The organism is Chryseobacterium sp., from assembly GCF_019236175.1.
In the GTDB taxonomy this organism is placed as follows: Bacteria; Bacteroidota; Bacteroidia; order Flavobacteriales; family Weeksellaceae; genus Chryseobacterium.
This window is the reverse complement of record NZ_JAFAJM010000015.1, coordinates 139,897-160,183: the sequence shown is the minus strand read 5'-3', so window position 1 is coordinate 160,183 and position 20,287 is coordinate 139,897. Positions and strand designations below refer to the sequence as shown.

Sequence of the window (20,287 nt, the reverse complement as noted above, 5' to 3'; positions counted from 1 at the left end):
TTTCCATTTTTACAATTCCTGTGATTTTCATTGAAGTACATTTGCCGAAATACTAAACCTTATTTCAATGAAAAAATTATTAATCGGAATTCTCTTGGTCAATTCTTTATTCTCTTATGCCCAGAAAAATGATACTTCAGCCGTATTATCTGATATTACAGAAAAAGTAAAAAACTACTATATCGATAAAGAAGCTTATCAAATAGTGGATTCTTTATTCCGCAGTGAATTAAAAAAAGAAACTTTTAATCATTTAAGTAAAAAGGATTTTGCAGCCTTTCTCACTCAAAAGCTGAGAACAACGGTTAAAGATGAACATTTTTTTGTGAAATACCTTGAAGATAGCACCCCTGAAAAGGGGATGAGTGAAAAAGAAAAAGAGAAGCAGAACAACTATCATAATAGTCTTGAAAATTTCGGTTTTGAAAGCGTTCAACGACTTCCCGGGAATATCGGTTACATCAATTTCAAAGGCTTTGCATCTCCTGAATCCAGTGAAAAAACATTAGCTGCTGCTATGAATTTTATTGCAACTACTCATTCTCTGATTATTGATCTCAGGGAAAACGGTGGCGGAGAAAACGGAATGCTTCTTCTGTTTTGCAGTTATTTTCTTAATCAGAAGACGGATTTATATACCACTTATTTCAGATATAATCGGAAGACGGTGATGAACAGTACCCGATCTAAAGTTTCCGGACAGAAATATCTTCATAAAAAGATTTATATTCTTACCAGCAAGAAAACTTTTTCGGCGGGTGAAGGACTTGCTTATTTTTTGCAGCAGTATAAACTGGGAGAAGTCATTGGTGAAAAGACAGGAGGGGCAGCCAATCCCGTAGAACATTTTATGATTCAGGATAAGTATCTGCTGCTCGTTCCGGCCGGAAAAATAACATTTTTAAAGAATAATAAAAACTGGGAACATATAGGCGTAATTCCCGATCAGGAAGTGAAAAGTGAAGATGCTTTAAGGACAGCTCACCTTAAAATTTTAAAAAATATTTTAGTCACAGGAACAAAAACAGAATTAACCATACCTGAAATAAAAAATCTTATTAATAAATTAGAAGAATAATTCATATTATGTCATCGATAATCATCCATAAATCCGGAGAAAAAGATATCGAACTACTTCAAAGTATGGCGATCCAGACTTTCACGGAAACTTTTGCAGAAGCCAATACTGAAAAGGCTATGAAAAAGTATCTTGAAGAGAGCTTTAATACAGAGAAGATAAAATCTGAGCTGAATAATCCGGATTCTGTGTTCTATATTGCCTGGGAAGAAGATAATCCGGTAGGCTATCTGAAATTAAATTCCGGTAAAGCACAAACGGAATTACAGGACGAAAACGGTCTTGAAATCGAAAGAATTTACGTAAAAAAAAGCCACCACGGCAAAAAAGTAGGGCAGCTACTGTATAACCAGGCTCTGGAATCGGCATTACGGCTCCATAAATCTTATTTGTGGCTCGGGGTATGGGAAGAGAATCTGAGAGCGTTGAATTTCTACAGGAAAAACGGCTTTGTAGAATTCGATCAGCATATTTTCCGGCTTGGAGATGATGAACAAACTGATCTGATGATGAAGAAAATACTGGGTTAATAAATGAAGCATTCAGAATTTATAAAACAGATCACACAGTATTATCCACTGTCTGATGATACGGTTAGAGCCTTACTCGCTATCTGTACCGAAGAGAAGTACCCTAAAAATGACCTCCTGCTGGAAGCCGGAAACAGGGCGAATTATTATTATTTTTTAAAATCAGGATTGATAGGATATTACACTATTGACGAACAGGGAGATTCTATTTATAAAATTTTCTTTGAGGAAAACAGTTTTGTAGCTTCTACGGCAGCCATTATTAAAAATGAACCCAGTGATTTTAATATCATTGCTCTTGAAGACTGTTCTGTCATCCAGTATCCGGTAAAAGCTTATCGTGAGCTGTTGGAAAAACATCACGATCTCGCCCTGTTTCATTTATATTATTTAGAAAAAAACTGGGTGGTCAAAAAAGAACCGCTGGAAGTTTCCTTAAAATATGAAACAGCAAAGCAGAGGTATCTTCAGCTGATTCAGAATCAACATTTATACAGCCGGTTAAAACAACACCAGATCGCTTCTTATCTGGGAATTACTCCTACACAACTTAGCCGCATCAGAAAAGACATGAGTTGATTTTTTTCTACCGCATAATATAATAATTTCATAAACAGTTAGTTGTGTTATATCTTTTCCTGTTTTCACAATTTTCTTTAAAGAATATCAATATTATTCGTGATTATTATCGGATACCGGAAGAAAAGATTCCTTTCTACTCAAAAGAATTAAGCTATACTGGGTCTTCAAGTCCATTTTTAGCCCTGCATCAGTATCAGAAAAAAATAAGATCTTTACAAAAAGGAGAGAACATCCTTATCTGGACCCTTGGTGCTGGCTATCAGGCTGGATTAATGTTATGGAAATATTAATAATTTAATATGATAAATAAGAAAAGCTTCAACATATGTTGAGGCTTTCTTTCTTTTTTGGCCACACCTTTGTAGTGTTATTACACCAGCTATTGTATGATCTGCAGCATACCCTGATGTGATACCCATCATTAACTAAACATTTTTACAGCATGAAAAAGTTCATCAACATTGTTGTTATTCTGACGGCCTTTGTACAGGGAACAGCTCAGAAAATTATTCATCAGGAAATCTTCAGTCCGAAAATGAATAAAAAGATCAAAACGATCATTATTACTCCAAATCTTCAGCCCGATATGATGTATCCGTCAGTATATATTCTTCATGGCTTCAGCGGGAATCCGGACAGGATTATCAAACAGGATATTCCGGATCTGGTTAAAAAAGCTCAGGAATATAAAACAATCTATGTACTGCCGGACGGAAATTACAGTTCATGGTATGTAGACAGTCCAATCGTGAAGGATTCCCAGTACCAGACATTTATTGGAAAAGAGCTGGTAGATTTTATTGACAAAAATTATCCTGTAAAATCAGAGAAAAAATACAGAGGAATTTTAGGATGGAGTATGGGAGGTTATGGAGCTACAAACATTGGGGTTACATATCATAAAACCTTTGGAATTGTGGGAAGTTCCTGTGGTGCTCTTGACTTTAATTCATTCGGAGAAGGGTATCAGAAATATATGGTTAATAAAGTCTTAGGTCCGCAGGAATCTCTTAATCCGAATTTTCTTACAGACAGCAAAATAAAGCTTATGGCAGAAGCCGGACAACAATACCTTTTTGATTGTGGTACGGATGATACCCAGATGATTCAGATGAACAGAATTTTCCATAAGAAACTTACGGAAGCTAAAGTTCAGCATTTATACACCGAATCTTTAGGAGCTCATGTTCCGGAATACTGGAGCAGGTCATTATCCGAACAGTTATCCTTATTTGACCGTTTTTTTAAACAATAATTTTAGGAAATAAATCCTGCATAAGCATGTGGGGTTTGTTTTTTACAAATAGTTTTTATCCTATTAAAAATCCCTTTTAAGGCTGGCTTAAAAGGGATTTAACATTTAGGACAATAAAAAAAAATCTAATTAATACTACAAATGTTGAAAGTTCTTGCCCAAATGTTCTTCGATCACAAAAAAGGGATCTTCAGTAAGGGTGTGTGCCCGCATATCAATCAGGCTTACTTTACTCATCATACGAAGCATAATTCTTCTTTCGCAGGAGTGTTCAATACCATCAATATTTCTTACCCCTGCACGAAATGCCGATCTTCCGTGAGCACATAAGTGGTTATTTACCAGAATAACATCTCCGGCCTGTGGAGTAAAATCCGAATAAATCAAATGTCTTGCTTCATCCCAGAACTCAGCCAGACATTGTTGGGCTTCATCAGATTGTTTTATGCTTGGATTAAACAGTTGTTCTGCTGCATCGAATCTCATAAAAGGAAGCTTATTATTGCCGTACAACACAGCATCCAGTGTTTCTTCTTCACTTTCCCCGGTTTCCAGATTAGCATCCTTAGGAATCTTGTAAATTCTGTCGAACAGAGGTTTGTATTGGTCTCCGATTGACTCATGAGAACGTATAGAATACAGGGTAGAGGGAACCTGTTCTTCATTTCTTACATACATAAAACTCAGAAAGTCTGCCTGATGTTTAAGAAAAGCATCTTCCGTATGTACATATAAATCTGTTGCAGAACCTGAACCAGTCTGTGTTTCCCGCATTTTCTCATCCGGTATAATTGCATGAATCAGACCGCCGCCTTTTCGTTGTGAATAATACTGTACAGGCTTTGACGGCAGTGCACCATGTATCAGAGCACAGGCAAAGCCATACAGGTTAAACTTAGAATAGTCGGCAGACTGCCAGTTCGCCGGAGTTGTTCCTAAGCTTTCCTGGTCAACATCCATTAATCCTTTTAAAATCAATGCGCCATACTGATTTTCTGAAAAATCACTTGCAAAATCAGCCGCTATATGTAAAATTCTTTCAGGTAAAAAATAAGAAGCCATTTGATGCACATGCCTGATAAAGTCACGGTTTTCATAGCTTCCATATTTTCTCTGCAGATGCTCCGCCGCATCTTGTATCATTCTTCTCTCCTGAGAGGTAATCTCAATCACTGTAGGAAGTAGTTTTGCCTCCGTAATTGTGTCGTTATTTAAAATTTTTAGAGAATTCATTAAAAAAAAATTTGGTGTTTAGTAATAATTTTTATCTTTGTTTTTAATTATTCTAAATAACAATAGCAAGTCCAAATTTAGGAATAATTACTGAACTGCCAAACAAAAAAAGAAAAAAATGAAAAATTTAAAAACTTGACTGTCAGATATATAAATACGTATATCGAAAAACCACACACAACCTATTGATTTAAAAAATCACCTTACAAAAAATATATGAATAACAATTTTGCACCCCTTGAAGAGGTATCAAACACAGCTTCACCTCACATTTCGGGGAATTTTGGAAACATTTTCCATCAGGACAATTACGATCACTATCGTAATGCAGTCAACAGTACTTTAGACCTTGTACAAGAATTTTTATATAGAAATGATAAGCCTTTCAGTGGCATTCAGGCCCGGGAAATGAAGGGAATGGTACAGGAAATCGATCTTAATCAAAAATTATCTACTTATAAAGAATTATTGAATGAAGTAGATCATATTTATGTAAAGCATGCTACCGCTTTTCATCTTCCACAATATGTAGCCCATCTAAACTGTCCCGTAGTAATTCCTGCTTTGGCTGGAGAAATTCTGGTAAGTGCCATCAATTCCTCACAGGACACTTATGACCAGAGTGCGGGAGGAACCTTCATGGAAAGAAAACTTATCGACTGGACAGCAGAGCAGTTAGGATATAACGCGAATGAAAGTGACGGGGTTTTTACTGCCGGAGGGTCACAAAGTAATCTGATGGGATTAGTCATGATGCGTGACTGCTTTTCTCAAAAAAGGTACAATCATAATATAAAACTGGATGGATTGCCGCAGGAAGCAAGCCGTTTCAGGATCTTTGTTTCGGATAAATCACATTTTAGTAACCTGAAGAATGCCTCCATCATGGGACTTGGCGAAAAATCAATCATTAAAGTACCTACAGATGACAGATTCCGGATGGATATCTCCCTGCTGAAGAAATATATCAAAAGGGAAGAACAACTGGGGAATATTCCTATCGGAATTGTGGCTACAGCCGGAACTACAGATTTTGGAAATGTTGATCCGCTGGAAGATATCGCTAATATCTCAGAGCAATATAACATCTGGATGCATGTAGATGCTGCATATGGTTGCGCATTATTATTAAGTGAAAAATACCGTCACCTGCTGACAGGAATAGAAAGAGCAGATTCTGTAACCATAGATTACCATAAGTCTTTTTTTCAGCCAATAAGCAGCAGTGCTTTCATCGTTAAAAACAAGAAAGAACTCTTCATTCTTAAACACCATGCAGACTATCTGAATCCTAAAGAAATGGATGAAGAGGAAATTCCTGCACAGATTAATAAATCCATTACCCAGAGTACCAGAAGATTTGACGCATTAAAACTCTGGTTTACCCTGAGAATGATGGGGAAAGAACAACTGGCAGAATATACAGATACGGTGATTGACCTTACCAAAGATGCCGCATCTATGATTCATGAGGATCAGGATTTTGAACTGCTTTCAGATTCAGATTTAAGCGTATTGGTCTTCAGATATATAAGACAGGATATTGCAGATCTTAATGCACTGAATCAATACATTAAAATGAAACTTTTCTACAGTGGGGAAGTTTTGGTCGCCAGTACAAAAGTTGACGGAAACTTCTATCTGAAATTTACGTTCCTTAATCCGATCACTACGACAGAAGATATTCACGAAATTCTTACTAAAATCAAGAGACATGGAGAAAACTTTGGTACAGAAAACTAGCTGGAAACAAAAGGCAGAAGAGATAACATTCCGCATTCTGCTTAACGGAATGCTCAGAGAGTTTGGAAATGGAAAATTTTATGAGGGAATCCCCAAATATGATTCGCTCACAGCTCAAGCTCTGGAAAATAATCGCTATCCTCTCCATATAAGGTTTGAACTGAAAAAAAGCGGAATATTTTTATTCGCGCCGGTAACATACCGTTCCGAAAGCTCTTTTCACGAATATGCTTCTCCGGTTTGGGCCGTGGATCATCATAATCAACAGGTTTTTGAGGTAAGTATTACACAGCTGATATCATGGGTATACGAAGAATTTTCAGATACCTTCACCGAATCCGGGCTGGAGCGCTTCAAAGAAAGGATTCAGAGCAATCTGAAGAATCTGGAGCAGACATTAGCCTGTTCTAAAGATAAAAATAACTTATCCTATTCATTCCTGGAATCAGAACAACTTCTTCCGGTAGGTCATAACCTGCATCCGTTTACGAAATCAAGAATGGGATTTTCAGAAGAACAGCAGTCTGCTTATTGTCCGGAGTTTGGGAAAGGTTTTCAGCTTCACTATTTCCTGGTTAACCATCAGTTGGTCACAGAAAAATCTTTACCGGGTATTTTCGCCAGAGAACTTATAACAAAATTGATTCCTTCACTTGAAGAACTGAGTAAAACCTATCTTAAAGAGGGTGAAAACATAAATGATTTTTATATCCTTCCCGTTCATCCCTGGGAAGCGCAGTATCTTTTAACATCAAAGGAATATTCAGCTCTTTTCAAATCCGGAAACATTATTCATATCGGTGCAATGGGAGCAAAGTTTTACGCCACATCTTCCATAAGAACTGTATATAATCCTGATTTCAGCTGGATGTTTAAATTTTCATTACATGTACTGATGACAGGATCTGTAAGAACCAATAGCCTTAAAGATCTTAAGAGAGGTTATGCTTCTGCAGTCTGGTGGGAAGATATACGCCCTTCATTTGAGGAAAGTTATAAGGGTTTTAAACTCCTGCTGGAACCTGCCTCTTTAAGTGTTGAATATGATGGTGAAAATATAGAAAGCTTTAATACCCTCATCAGGGAAAATCCTTTTTCACCGGATGATAAAGTACTGCTGCTTGCCAGATTATGTCAGGATGAGTCTTCAGATAATTTTACCAGCCATTTTTTCAGAAATGTGATTCAGAATATGGGACTGGAAGCTGAAGAAGCGATAATGCTGTGGTTTGAAAAATATGTTAAACTGCTTCTGGCACCGCTTAACACATTGTTCAATACCTTCGGAATGGCCCCTGAAGTACATCAACAGAACCTTCTTATTGAACTGGATGAAAGTCTTCTTCCGAAAACAATATGGGTAAGGGATGGACAGGGATATCTCCTACGGGAAAGCAGTAAAAATCAATATAAAAATCTGATCGCGGAATATCCGGAAATTGAAGAGCTCTTTATCCGTGACGAACGCCTTCTTGATATTATTTCTCATCATCTTCTGGTAAGCAATCTGGCTGCGCTGATTACTTCAATTGGTAAAACCGGACTGGTGGATGAAAGGTCACTTATTGATATCCTGTATAAAGAATTCGAATACCTTCATGAGCAGGCCCCATCCGAACTTACTGATTATGCTCTTCATAGAAGATACTGGGCCGTAAAAGCCAATCTTCAGTCTGCCATCCTGAATGTAGACGGAGGTGTAAATGCTGCCGCGGTTTCTTATGCTAAGGTGCCTAATCTCCTTCATATGTATTTCTTTTCGGACCAGCTTATCCAGCCAAAAGGAGCAGATATTTTTTTTAGACGTTATTTCTCTAAAGAAGACGTAACCATCAGCATGCGTCCTGTTGATCTTGAAAATGATCTTGAAATGCTGCACGAATGGTTTAATCGGGAGCATGCTGTAAAAATATGGCAGATGAACTGGCCGATCGACGAACTTGAAACCTATTACCGCCTTATGCTTCCCAGCCGTGAAGGGCACAGCTATATCGTACTGAGTAATGATGAACCTTCATGTAATATCGAAATTTACTGGGCATCCAGAGATATTGTAGGAGATTATTATGAAGTATTACCGACAGATTACGGAACCCACCAGTTTATCGCGCCGGTAGATCCTAAAAAGAAATATGTATCACCTTCCACCCAATCTATGGTAGATTATGTTTTTGCCCAACCCCAGGTAGGTAAAATGGTAGGAGAAGGCTCTGTAGATTCTCTTGCTTCAATGATGAATAAAGCCCATGTGGGGTTCAAGGTAGAAAAAGTGATTGAAATGCCTCATAAAAAAGCAAATCTCAATTTCTGCTACCGCGAATGGTACTGGGAAAAATTCCCTCAAAACAAAAATGTAGAAATCACCACCAATATCACTGAACATGAATAAAGAAACCGTATACAATGTAATAGGTATAGGCATAGGACCATTTAATTTAGGTCTTGCCGCATTATCCCATCCCATTTCTGAACTTAAAACCCTTTTTCTGGATCAAAGAGATGGCTTCGACTGGCATCCCGGTCTGATGATCGATCATGTGACCCTGCAAACCCCATTTTTATGTGACTGTGTTTCCATGGCAGATCCTACCAGTCCCTTAAGCCTTCTGAACTATCTCAAAGAAACCAACAGGCTTTATAAATTCTTTATCCGTGAAAACTTTTTTATCCCCCGTAAAGAATACAACAGATACTGCCAATGGGTAATTGAACAACTGCCCGAATGCCGATTTTCAACACAGGTAACCGATATTGAGTATGAGAACGGAATCTACCTTGTTTACACGATAAACACCAAGACAAAGGAACAACAGGTTTTTAAAACGGAAAGACTGGTTCTGGGAACGGGTACCCAACCGCATATTCCTTCATTTATTCCTAAAAATGATTCACGTATTATGCATACAAGTTCCTATTTATACCGAAAGGAAGAATTAGTGGCACAAGGAAGAAAGATTGCAGTGATCGGCTCCGGTCAGAGTGCTGCCGAAGTTTTTTATGATCTTCTTCAAAACAGAGATGAAAATACGGAACTGGGCTGGTATTCACGCCCTGACAGATTTTTCCCGATGGAATATTCAAAACTGACTCTGGAGCTGACCTCGCCTGACTATGTGGATTATTTTTACAGCAGAAGCGAAACCGCAAGAAAAACTATTTTAAGCAAACAACAGGCTCAGTTTAAAGGAATTAATTATGATCTGATCAACGATATTTATGATTTTATTTATGATCTGAATATCGATAATGCAGACCCAAAACTCACAATTATCCCTAATAGTCAGCTTAATAAAGTAGACAATACAGGTCCGGCATCCCTTCATCTTGAATTTACACAGCTGGAACAGGAGGTTTCTTATGAACAGGAAGCTGATTATCTGATCATCGGGACGGGATACCGTTATCATGAACCTGCATTTCTGAAGAATATCCAGTCAAGAATAAAAAGGGATTCCAACGGCTTATTTGCAGTGAACAGAAATTACTCCATTGATGAAAACGGTGGCGAAATTTATGTTCTGCACGCAGAAGTACATACCCACAGCTACATTTCCACAGACCTGGGAATGGCAGCATACCGAAACTCATTCATCATCAATGACATCCTTGGAAGAGATCATTATAAAATTGAAAAGAAAATCGCTTTCCAGGATTTTGATGTAGAAAAATACGCCGAATTACCAACCGCAAAAATATAATAGAAAATGAACACAGAATATACAATCAGCCAGGAAAACTGGAATGAGGCTAACAGAAATCTTATGGCCAAAACCATTGCAGAATTAATGCATGAAGAATTATTGAAACCGGTTACCGTTTCTCAGGATGAAGAGGATTATACCGTATTTACACTTGAAACAGGAGTGGAGCATATTCAATACAGTTTCCGGGGCCAGGAAAGAATGATGGACTACTGGCATATTGACGGGCGGAGTATCACCAAGACAGAACATGGCGAAAAACAGCCTTCTGTGGATGTAGCTTCTTTTTTCCTTGAAATGCAGTCTGTTTTTGATCTTGATCCGTACACCATTGCCAGATATACTGAAGAATTATTGCATACTTTATACTGTGATGCAATGATTTTGGCAAAAGGAACCATGACTTCACAGAATCTGGCGGCTTCAGATTATCAGACGATAGAACATCATATGACAGGACATCCGTGGGTGATTGTCAACAAAAGCAGACTGGGGTTTTCTCCCCGTGACCTTCAGGCGTTTGCTCCGGAATCCGATCAGAATCTGAAAGTTTTATGGCTGGCCACTCATCAGAGCAGATCTGCCTTCCAGTCAGTGGACTCTATCAATAGAGAAGATTTTTACCGCTCAGAAATAGGAAATGAACTGTTTAATGAATTCCAGCTGAAACTGGCTTCCCATGGAAAACCGGTGGGAGACTATCATTTTATCCCGGTTCATCCGTGGCAGTGGGAACATAAACTAAAGATTCATTTTGCAGGTGATATCGCATCAGGACTTATCATCCAGTTAGGAGAAGGAAATGATGTTTACAGCCCTCAGCAAAGCATCCGTACTTTATTCAATGCGGATCATCCGGAAAAAAGATATTTAAAAACAGCAGTTTCCATTTTGAGTACAGGAAACATCAGAGGACTATCACCTAAACAGATGAAAATTGCACCGGCCATTACGGAATGGGTAAAAAGTCTGATTAAAGATGACGCTTACCTTGAAAATAAAGGAACAATTTTTCTGGGAGAAGAAGCGTCTATTGCTTATTTGCATCCTCAGTATGGAGCTATTGCCAATGTACCTTATCAATATAATGAATTCCTGGGAGCGCTGTGGCGTGAAAGTGCTGAAAATTATCTGAAGCCAGAAGAAGAAATGGTGACAATGGCCTCTCTGCTGTATATAGACCAGAACGGAACACCTCTGGTGGAAGCATTCGCAGAAAAGGCAGGTATGACCATCAGAGACTGGGTTATAAGCTATCTGGATGCTTATCTGACACCGCTGCTGCATATTTATTATACCCATTCGTTGTGTGTAACTCCTCACGGAGAAAATATTATGGTCGTTTTAAAGAACGGCATTCCGCAGAGAATTGTTATTAAAGATTTTGTAGATGATATTGTGCTTACTACTGAAGCCAGAGAGAAACTACCTGCTCATCTGGCGGACGGTCTGATACAGTCATCCAATAAAGAAAATATTCCTTTATTTATCCTTTTAGGTGTTTTTGATGCTTTCTTCAGGTATTTATCCAATATCCTGCATACCTATTCCGGATTTGAAGAGGAAACATTCTGGATGCTTGTTCACGAATGTATTGAAGGATATAAAACCGATAACCCCCATTTACAGGAGAGATATGCCAAATATGACTTGTACGTACCGGCTTTCAAAAGATTTTACATCAACAGCCTTCGTTTAAAAAATAACGGATACAGTGAAAACAAAGCATTTGCGATCCCAAGAAAGGACGGGGCATTACCCAATCCCTTATACCAGATCGCCAACAAAAATTCTGTAGCAGCATTATGAGGAAATTCCTGAATCTGCTAAAGAAGGGAACGGTTTTTACCTATGGAGCGCTCGCCGGGAAAAAGGTGGAGCTGACTTCGGGGAGTATCAACCGTTCCATCTTTAGTTTAGCTATTCCAATGGTAATGGAACTGGTGATGGAATCTGTTTTTGTAAGTGTCAACCTCCTGATCATTGCCAGATTGGGAGATAAGGTCCTGGGACTTGTGGGAATAACAGATAACTATATCAATTTTGCTTATGCTATTGCTGTAGGTCTTGGAATTGCTGCAGCAACACTTGTAGCGAGAAGAGCCGGTGAAAAGGATAGGGAAGGAATGGGCAGAACCGCCCATTACATTATTCTGTTAGCCCTCTTTTTTGCTCTGTTAATAGGGGGGATTTCCTGTTTATTTGCCTCTGAAATCGTGGGATTCCTGGGCATAAGTACGGATGTGGTGAATGATGGATTATCCTTTTCCCGACTGGTGTTTCTAAGTATAGGGCTGGTAATCCTCAGGCTTTCCGTTAATGGACTTTTCAGAGGAGCCGGAGATGCTGATCTTGCAATGAAATCACTGTGGCTATGCCATATTTCTAATATTATTTTTGCAGTAATCCTTGTTTTCGGACTTGGCTTTATTCCGGCTTTCGGACTGATGGGACTGGCGTATGCTACTGTTTTATCAAGACTGCTGGCAGTGATCTATCAGTTTTTCATTTTACTTTCCGGCAAAACAAGCATTAATATTCTGATGAAGTTCCATTGGGATATTCCCCTGCTGAGAAAGATCTTGAAAATAGCTTTTGGCGGATTGGTCCAGTACATCATCCCGACTTCCAGCTGGCTGATTATGGTTAAAATCATATCAACCTTCGGAACAACGGCACTTGCGGGATATATTATAGCCCAGCGTATTGCATCGGTTGCCACTATGCCGGCATGGGGAATAGGCAATGCAGCAGGTGTTCTTACAGGGCAAAATCTGGGTGCAGGAGATCCTGACCGTGCAGAAAAAACAGTATGGAGAGCAGGTACTATCAATATGAGCTATCTCATTGTCGTAGCGCTGTTCTGGCAGATTGCAGCAGAATATGTGGTGAAATTTTTCACAACAGAAACTGAAGTGGCACGATATGCCGTTCAGTATATTCATGTTGTATCCATGGCCTATCTGTTACTGGGCTTTACTATGGTAATCAGCCGGGCGCTCAATGCTGCCGGAAATATCATGCAGGTCACCATACTTTATGTCATTATGTTCTATGTCATCCAGCTTCCGCTGGCTTATCTGCTCGGAGTAAGATTCCAATGGGAACTCACCGGAATATTCACTGCTATTGTCTCATCGGAGATTGTACTGGCTGTCCTTTTCTTAATGATTTTTAAAAACGGTAAATGGAAAACAATAAAAATTTAAAATGAATACAACAGAAGAATTTTATGAAATTATCGCTTCAGCAATTGCGGTAAAAAAAGAACTGGTAAATGAAAAACTCACTTATCAGGAGATCCCGGAATGGGATTCTATGTCTCACCTGCTTATTGTGGAAGCACTGGAGCAGTTTTACCAGATTAAATTTGATTTTAATGATATCCTCGAAATGGGGACTGTAGGTAAAATTCGTGAGAAAATGAAAAAATACGATGTACTTGTAGAAAACTAAGAAAATGAAAATTTTAGAAAATGTAATTGCCAACAGAAACCTGTTGTTTACAGATGCCTCCACCGGAAAAACCATTCCGGTAGGGGTTCTTTACAGGTCTTTAGGCCTGAATCCCGTAGAAAAAGGCTTGATTTTTTTATATAATGACAATCAGCTTTCCTCCATTGAGGTGCTGTTGAATTTTTACGGGACAGCACATACTATCGCTGTTCTGGGGCAAAAGCTACATCCAGAATTCAAAGCCCGTCTGGAAGAGGAATATCATCCAAAATACATCTTTGATCCTTCAAGAGGTGAGATTTCGGGATATACGGTTAAATCCTTCTCGGATTCGGTTGATATCCATACCAGAAAAGATTATAAATCCGAAATAACAATCCATCCTGAAATTAAAATTCTGCTGAGTACTTCAGGAACAACGGGTATACCGAAACTGGTTAAACTATCAGATGAGAGCCTTTACCAGAATGCAGTCAGTATTCTTCAGTATATGCCTGTTCTGGAGTCTGATGTTGTTCCGCTGAACGTTCCTATCAATTTCGTATATGGATTCTCAATCTTTACTACGAATTGTATGCGTGCCGGAAGAATTGTGTGTACAGATAAGGATATTATGCAAAAAGCTTTCTGGGACGAAATGGAGGAATTCGGATACAGTACCCTTGGCGGGGTTCCTTATTTGTATGAGAATCTGAACAGAATTGGTTTCTTCAGAAAAGACAGTCCGAGTTTAAGATACATGACTCATACCGGCGGAGTTATCAATGGTGAATTGAGAAAAATAATTTTTTCCTACTGTCATGAATTTGAAAAACAGTTCTTCGCACAATATGGCCAGACCGAAGCAGGCGGTAGAATGGCTTATCTCACAACAGACGGCCTTCTGGAAGCAGAAACTTCTATCGGTACTCCGGTGCAGGGTGGAGATTTCAAAATAGACCCGGAGACCGATGAATTGCTGTTCTCACACAACAGTATTTATGGAGGCTATGCCAACACACTTCAGGACCTTACCACTTATGAACAGCCTTCGGTTTTGCGTACAGGAGATACTGCTCAAAAAGGAAGTAACGGAATTTATTACATTACGGGACGTATTAAAAGAATCATGAAGCTATTCGGAATACGCCTCAATCTGGACGAAGTGGAGTTTATCCTTAAAAATGAAATGGAAGGAAATACTTTTGTCTGCCTGAATTCCAATGATAAAAAGATCATTGTACTGTATGACAATCCAGATATTAATCCGCAGACTGTCACCGAAGCCATCAAAAATAAACTGCGCATCAATCCTCAGTATATACGCACTGAGCTTATAGAATCATTTCCATTATCACAAAACGGCAAAATAAATTATCCCCTGTTACAAAACTTACAGCATGAAAACATCTAAAACCCTTATATTACTTCTTGGTCTTGCTTTAACCTCCCATCAGCTTTCTGCACAGCAAAGCGACAGAGTTCATGGCAAAATCATGCTCTCTGAACAGGCACCGGTAAAAAATGCTGTTTTAAGACTTGTCGATACATCATATCAGGCAAAAACAAATAATTTAGGAGAGTATTACTTTGAAAATGTGCCATCTGGAGAATATATGCTTCAGGTGGTTTTAAATGATATCGAACTGATGCGTGAGAAAATCAGTATTAAAAAAGATGTCTACGAAATTCCGCCCATTTATGCTTCCATTCATAATAATGTGATTGAAGGAATTACTATTTATGCGGTCAGCAGAAACAAATTTCTGGATAAAGACAGTACCTCAGTAGCTAAAATGCCTTTAAAAAATTTAGAGAATCCGCAGGCATACACAAGCATTAATCAACAAATCATGAAGGAGCAGCTAACCTATGATGTTTCAGAGGTTTTGAAAAATGTTCCGGGAATGGTAAAAATGCAAGGAAGCCCGGGAAGGGGCTCCGGTGATGGAAGCTTTTATTACAGCTTACGAGGTTTCCCAACAAAAGTATCCATGGTGGATGGAATTCCTGCGACAACCAACGGAGAGATTGATCCTGCGGATATCGAACGTCTTGAGGTAATCAAAGGACCGTCGGGAACATTGTACGGAGGAGCAGTAACATCATTTGGAGGGTTAATCAATTTAGTCACCAAAAAACCAAAAGACTATTTCGGAGGAGAAATATCCTATCTTATGGGAAGCTACAACCTCAATCGTGTGACAGCAGATGTCTATGGCCCGATAACGGATAACCGAAAAACATTATTTCGTCTGAATGCCGCTTATCAGTATCAAAATGGATTTCGAGACTCTGAATTCAGAAAATCATTCTTTGTTGCGCCTACAGTAAGTTATCAGGTAAATGACCGTCTGAAGTTTAGTCTGGGAACCCAGATTTATAACTATGAAGGAACCAATACTCCAATTATTTTCCTTCCCAGAACAAGAAACTATTTTGCACATACCCCGGATGAACTGGGCTTTGACTGGAAAAGATCATATTCTAATAATGATATGACCCTGAAAGCCCCTTCCATCAACGTAAAAGCTGAAGCTAATTATAAAATTTCGGATCGATGGAGCTCACAAACATTGATTTCCAGAAACTTCAGAAAAACCGAAGGATTATATCAATATCAGTTTATCAGAGGAACGACAAATGATGCAACACTGGAACGTAATGTTCAGTGGCAAAACTCAGAAGCTTCTTCTACAAGTATTCAGCAAAATTTCAACGGAGAATTTAATATCGGAAACATCAAGAATAAAGTGTTGATCGGAGTAGATTATCTGAATCAGATGATTAATAACAACCATTCGCCTATTGTTGTCTATGATAATATTGACGGACAAAGCTTAACAGGTAATTATGGAAATATTTCCAAAGATCTTGCCCTTCAGAAAATCCAGACTTTCACTCAAACAGCAATTCAGGCAGGTAAAACGCCTTTGGTAAGAAATACATCTTCCGCAGATCTTTATGGGGCCTACGTATCGAATGTAAGCTATATCACAGACCGTCTGATTACGTTATTGAGCCTGCGTATGGATCATTACGAAAGCAAAGGACAGCTGAACCTGAACACCAATGTTCGTTCGGGGGAATTTAAGCAAACAGCATGGTCTCCAAAAGTAGGTTTGGTTTATCAGGTTCTTAAAGATCAGTTATCCGTATATGGAAACTATATGAATGGTTTTAGTTACACAGCACCTGTTATACAGCAGCTGGCGGATTATAGCGGCGATATGAAGCCACAGATGGCCAATCAGTGGGAAGTAGGAGTAAAAGGAAATCTTTGGAGAAACAAAATTAATTTCACCGTGGGATACTATGATATCCTTGTTAATAACATACAACGTGGAATCGGAGTGGTTCGTGATGGGAAAGAATATGCTATTGTTGTTCAGGATGGACAACAAAGAAGTAAGGGAATTGAAATTGAAACCATTATGAATCCTGTTCAGGGATTAAATATTATGGCAGGATATGCTTATAATGACAGTAGATTTGAAAAAGCAGACGCCGATGTAGAAGGCCGTCGCCCGGAATCCGCGGGGCCTGCCAATGTATTTAATTCGTGGATCAGTTATATCATTCCCATTAAAGGACTTCAGGGGCTGGGAGTAGGTTTCGGAGTCAACCGGGTAGGAAAACAGATTACCGGAAATAAAGTAAAAACCGGACAGTTTGCATTTCCTGCCTATACATTGATTAATGCTTCTGTTACCTTGGAAAAGGAAAAGTACAGATTAGGATTTAAAATGAATAATTTAGGTAATGTACAGTATTTTGCAGGGCAGGGAGTAATTGTAGCTCAAATGCCTCGCAATTTCGTTGCTGAGGTAAGTTTTAAATTTTAATACTCTGTGACCCTAATAAAGAGTTTATATCAAGTACCTCTGATTATGAATCTTTTTAGAATGTATTACCTTGTAAACTCTCAACTTTTTCCCCTATAAGCTATGAAACTTAAATTTAGAAAAATAGTCTATCAATTACATCTATGGCTCGGATTATCATCCGGGCTTATAGTTGTAATAATGGCTGTTACAGGTTGTATTCTTTCATTTGAAGATGAACTGAAACACCTCATACATCCCCAGAGATATTTTGTGACTGCGATTGGAAAAGAAAAATTACCGCTTGCTGAATTAACCGTCAGAGCCGAACGGGCACTTCCCGATGGTCTTAAAATCAAAAGAGTCCAGATTTCATCCGACCCCTCCCGAACCTATATGTTCAGAACGCTTAAAATGAATAACGAAGCATTAACCTATTGGGGAACCTATGAGTATTATTACCGGGTTTATATAGATCCGTATACCGGAAAGGTTCAGGAGCTGGAAAATGCAAAAACCGATTTTTTTGAAATTGTCCTTGATCTACACCGAAGGTTGTTATTGGGAGAAAAAATAGGGAAAACCATTACCGGATATTCCACCTTATTACTGGCTATTATTCTTTTTTCCGGACTGGTGATCTGGTATCCCCGGAAAATGAGTAAAAATATGCTCAAAGGAATGTTTTTCATTAAGCTTTCCGCCAACTGGAAAAGAATCAATTATGATCTTCATAATGTTCTCGGGTTCTATTCAATGATCCCTTTACTTTTGATTGCTTACTCTGCATTGATATGGAACTTTACAGATATGGATAAATGGATACAAAATTTTTTAAACGACAATAGGAGAACAGAGCAAAAAGTAAAAAGCAACAGGCCCCAGAATGAATCCGTCGGTCGGAATATTGTTCTGAACAGGATATGGAATACGATGGAACCTCAGATGGCTCATAAAAAATCGGCAATGATTAATTTTCCCAGAACTGAGGCGGGAACTTATTATGCAGAAATAACTTATGCAGAAAAGCAATATCAGAATGAGCAGTTTAGTTTCGATCAGTATTCCGGGGTTAAACTAAAATCTCAGTCCTATAAAGATAAAAATATCGGAAACGGAACTGCACTTCGGGAAAGGAATTACGATCTACACACCGGAAGTATCTTCGGAATTACCGGACGTATCATTTATTTTTTAGCAGGTATTATTGCGGCCTCACTACCGGTTACAGGATTTATTATCTTTTTGAACCGGAAAAAGAAAAAGCCCAAACATCAGAAGAATAAGATTATTTTTCCTGCTCATCATTAATAAAAGCCTCTGTAATGAGGCATTTTTATTGCTAAAGATGTTGGTAAACGCAAAGACTCAGGGATTTTATCACGTAAGGATTCGTGAATTTAAAGTTTAAAGATCACTCAATCAATTTTTTAACATGGCTGGAGAAAACTTCAATACTTTTATCCATTTCTTCAGAGTTAAGGTCCCCAAAGCCTAACCGCATAGCGGTAATATTTTTATTTTGATACAATAATGTTTTAGGAATAAAGAGATTATCCTGAGCACTGTTACGACTGAGCTGCATAAGATTAATCTTAATATTCCATTCCAGCCAGATAGCCAGTCCTCCTGACGGTTTCTGAAAGGAGATAAGGTTACCAAGATTATCTTCCAGCAAAGCAGCAAGATAATCCCGTCTTTCCTGATAAATTTTTAAAGATTTTTTCAGATAACGGTTAATTTCTCCTTCCTCAATCATTTCTCCCAATGCTCTTTCCATTAGAATATCTCCTTGCCGGTCTATTATTCCAAGGTATTTTCTCATTTCAGTCATCAGATTTTCCGGGGCAACAATAAATCCTGTCCTGAAACCCGGTGCTAATGATTTTCCGAAAGATCCTATATAAATAACCATTCCGTTTGTATCAGCACTCGCTAAAGGAAGAATAGGGCTTTTGTCATAATGGAATTCATAATCGTAATCATCTTCAAGAATAATAAATCCGTACTCATTAGCCAGTTCCAGCAATTCCAGTCGTCGTTGTGCACTTAATGCCACTGTAGTAGGATAGTGGTGATGCGGAGTGAGATAAAGCATTCTGATTTTTTGTTTTTTGCAGGCTTCTCTCACGCTTTCAACAATAATTCCGTCATCATCAATGGGAATAGAAACCATATGGACTCCGGCTTTCATAAAGATCATATTGACTGAAAAATAGCTTAAAGCTCCTACTAAAACCACATCTCCCGGAGAAAGGAGAATCTCGGAAACAATATAAATACTCATTTCCGTACTTCTCGTAATCAGAAGATTATTTTTGGAAATTGGCAATCCACGGGATAAATTGAGATAACGGGATAAATGTTCTTTAAAAAACTCACTTCCGTCATGGTTATAATGTCCTGATATTTTCTGATTCGATTTACGTTTTAAAATAGAACTGTAAAATCTTGAATGCTGGCCTATCTGAGTCAGTCTGATATCCGGAACCCCATCATTAAATACATACTCACAATCCGAGCGTTCAAAAGGGTTATCTAAAATATTAGATGTCTTAAAAGAAAAACCGGTTGTTGTAGGATAGTTTTGAAGATTATTTTGTTTAAAATCATTCATTTTCACAGGTTTTTCCTGATCTTTCCCAATGATGAAAGTTCCTTTATTCGGGAAACTCTCCGTCCAGCCCTGAGCAGACAATTCATCATACACGGCTACCGCTGTATTCCGGTGGATTTCCAGCATTTCACTGAATGTTCTCGTTCCGGGAAGTTTCGTTCCAAACGGTAAATACCCCCGTTGAATCGCATTGATCAGTTGATTGGCAATTTGTAAATAAATAGAAGTTTCTGATTGTCTATCTATTTTAATAAAACTTTCATAAGGAATTCTAACCGGACTATCCATA

Annotated in this window: 15 protein-coding genes and 1 pseudogene; 14 read left to right on the top strand and 2 right to left on the bottom strand. The window is 38.4% G+C overall.

Annotated elements, in window-relative coordinates; all coding sequences use genetic code 11:
- The first annotated feature begins 67 nt into the window (after positions 1–67).
- The 5 genes and pseudogenes from JO178_RS13740 to JO178_RS13720 all read left to right on the top strand — a co-directional run bounded on the left by JO178_RS13740 (position 68) and on the right by JO178_RS13720 (position 3,445).
- On the top strand, positions 68–1,078 hold the full coding sequence (locus tag JO178_RS13740) for a S41 family peptidase (protein WP_291936819.1): 1,011 nt from the start codon (positions 68–70) through the stop codon (positions 1,076–1,078).
- Positions 1,079–1,086: 8 nt separating this feature from the next.
- Entirely contained in the window at positions 1,087–1,608 is a 522-nt protein-coding gene (locus tag JO178_RS13735; RefSeq protein ID WP_291936817.1) for a GNAT family N-acetyltransferase, read from the top strand.
- Between the two features lie 3 nt (positions 1,609–1,611).
- Entirely contained in the window at positions 1,612–2,187 is a 576-nt protein-coding gene (locus JO178_RS13730) for a Crp/Fnr family transcriptional regulator (protein ID WP_291936814.1), read from the top strand.
- 47 nt (positions 2,188–2,234) lie between these two features.
- Positions 2,235–2,480: pseudogene (locus JO178_RS13725) on the top strand (3-oxoacyl-[acyl-carrier-protein] synthase III C-terminal domain-containing protein); the annotation flags it as partial.
- Positions 2,481–2,632: 152 nt separating this feature from the next.
- On the top strand, positions 2,633–3,445 hold the full coding sequence (locus JO178_RS13720) for an alpha/beta hydrolase-fold protein (protein WP_291936809.1): 813 nt from the start codon (positions 2,633–2,635) through the stop codon (positions 3,443–3,445).
- 135 nt (positions 3,446–3,580) lie between these two features.
- Here the strand turns inward: JO178_RS13720 and JO178_RS13715 are convergent, their stop codons facing one another.
- Entirely contained in the window at positions 3,581–4,678 is a 1,098-nt protein-coding gene (locus tag JO178_RS13715; RefSeq protein WP_291936803.1) for a TauD/TfdA family dioxygenase, read from the bottom strand.
- A 216-nt stretch (positions 4,679–4,894) separates the two neighbouring features.
- Between JO178_RS13715 and JO178_RS13710 the strand changes: the two genes are divergently transcribed.
- From JO178_RS13710 to JO178_RS13670, 9 genes are all read left to right on the top strand, one after another.
- Complete coding sequence (locus JO178_RS13710) at positions 4,895–6,421, top strand: aspartate aminotransferase family protein (protein ID WP_291936800.1); 1,527 nt, start codon at positions 4,895–4,897, stop codon at positions 6,419–6,421.
- Positions 6,393–8,810: a GNAT family N-acetyltransferase gene (locus JO178_RS13705; RefSeq protein ID WP_291936796.1), complete on the top strand. Its 2,418-nt coding sequence runs from the start codon at positions 6,393–6,395 to the stop codon at positions 8,808–8,810. The genes JO178_RS13710 and JO178_RS13705 overlap by 29 nt, the downstream gene beginning before the upstream one ends.
- On the top strand, positions 8,803–10,119 hold the full coding sequence (locus JO178_RS13700; protein ID WP_291936794.1) for a SidA/IucD/PvdA family monooxygenase: 1,317 nt from the start codon (positions 8,803–8,805) through the stop codon (positions 10,117–10,119). The genes JO178_RS13705 and JO178_RS13700 overlap by 8 nt, the downstream gene beginning before the upstream one ends.
- A 6-nt stretch (positions 10,120–10,125) precedes the next feature.
- Positions 10,126–11,931, top strand: a complete 1,806-nt coding sequence (locus JO178_RS13695; RefSeq protein ID WP_291936791.1) for an IucA/IucC family siderophore biosynthesis protein — start codon at positions 10,126–10,128, stop codon at positions 11,929–11,931.
- Entirely contained in the window at positions 11,928–13,331 is a 1,404-nt protein-coding gene (locus JO178_RS13690; protein WP_291936788.1) for an MATE family efflux transporter, read from the top strand. The genes JO178_RS13695 and JO178_RS13690 overlap by 4 nt, the downstream gene beginning before the upstream one ends.
- A 1-nt stretch (position 13,332) precedes the next feature.
- A complete protein-coding gene (locus tag JO178_RS13685) occupies positions 13,333–13,578 on the top strand; it encodes an acyl carrier protein (protein WP_291936785.1) in 246 nt (81 codons plus the stop codon).
- A gap of 4 nt (positions 13,579–13,582) precedes the next feature.
- Positions 13,583–14,971, top strand: a complete 1,389-nt coding sequence (locus JO178_RS13680) for an AMP-binding protein (RefSeq protein WP_291936783.1) — start codon at positions 13,583–13,585, stop codon at positions 14,969–14,971.
- Entirely contained in the window at positions 14,958–17,402 is a 2,445-nt protein-coding gene (locus JO178_RS13675) for a TonB-dependent receptor (protein ID WP_291936780.1), read from the top strand. Before JO178_RS13680 ends, JO178_RS13675 begins: the two co-directional genes overlap by 14 nt.
- Positions 17,403–17,504: 102 nt before the next feature.
- Positions 17,505–18,692 (top strand): PepSY-associated TM helix domain-containing protein, encoded by a 1,188-nt coding sequence (locus tag JO178_RS13670; RefSeq protein ID WP_291936778.1) that lies wholly within the window; start codon positions 17,505–17,507, stop codon positions 18,690–18,692.
- Positions 18,693–18,795: 103 nt separating this feature from the next.
- Here the strand turns inward: JO178_RS13670 and JO178_RS13665 are convergent, their stop codons facing one another.
- Positions 18,796–20,286 (bottom strand): PLP-dependent aminotransferase family protein, encoded by a 1,491-nt coding sequence (locus JO178_RS13665; protein WP_291936775.1) that lies wholly within the window; start codon positions 20,284–20,286, stop codon positions 18,796–18,798.
- Position 20,287: the final 1 nt, after the last annotated feature.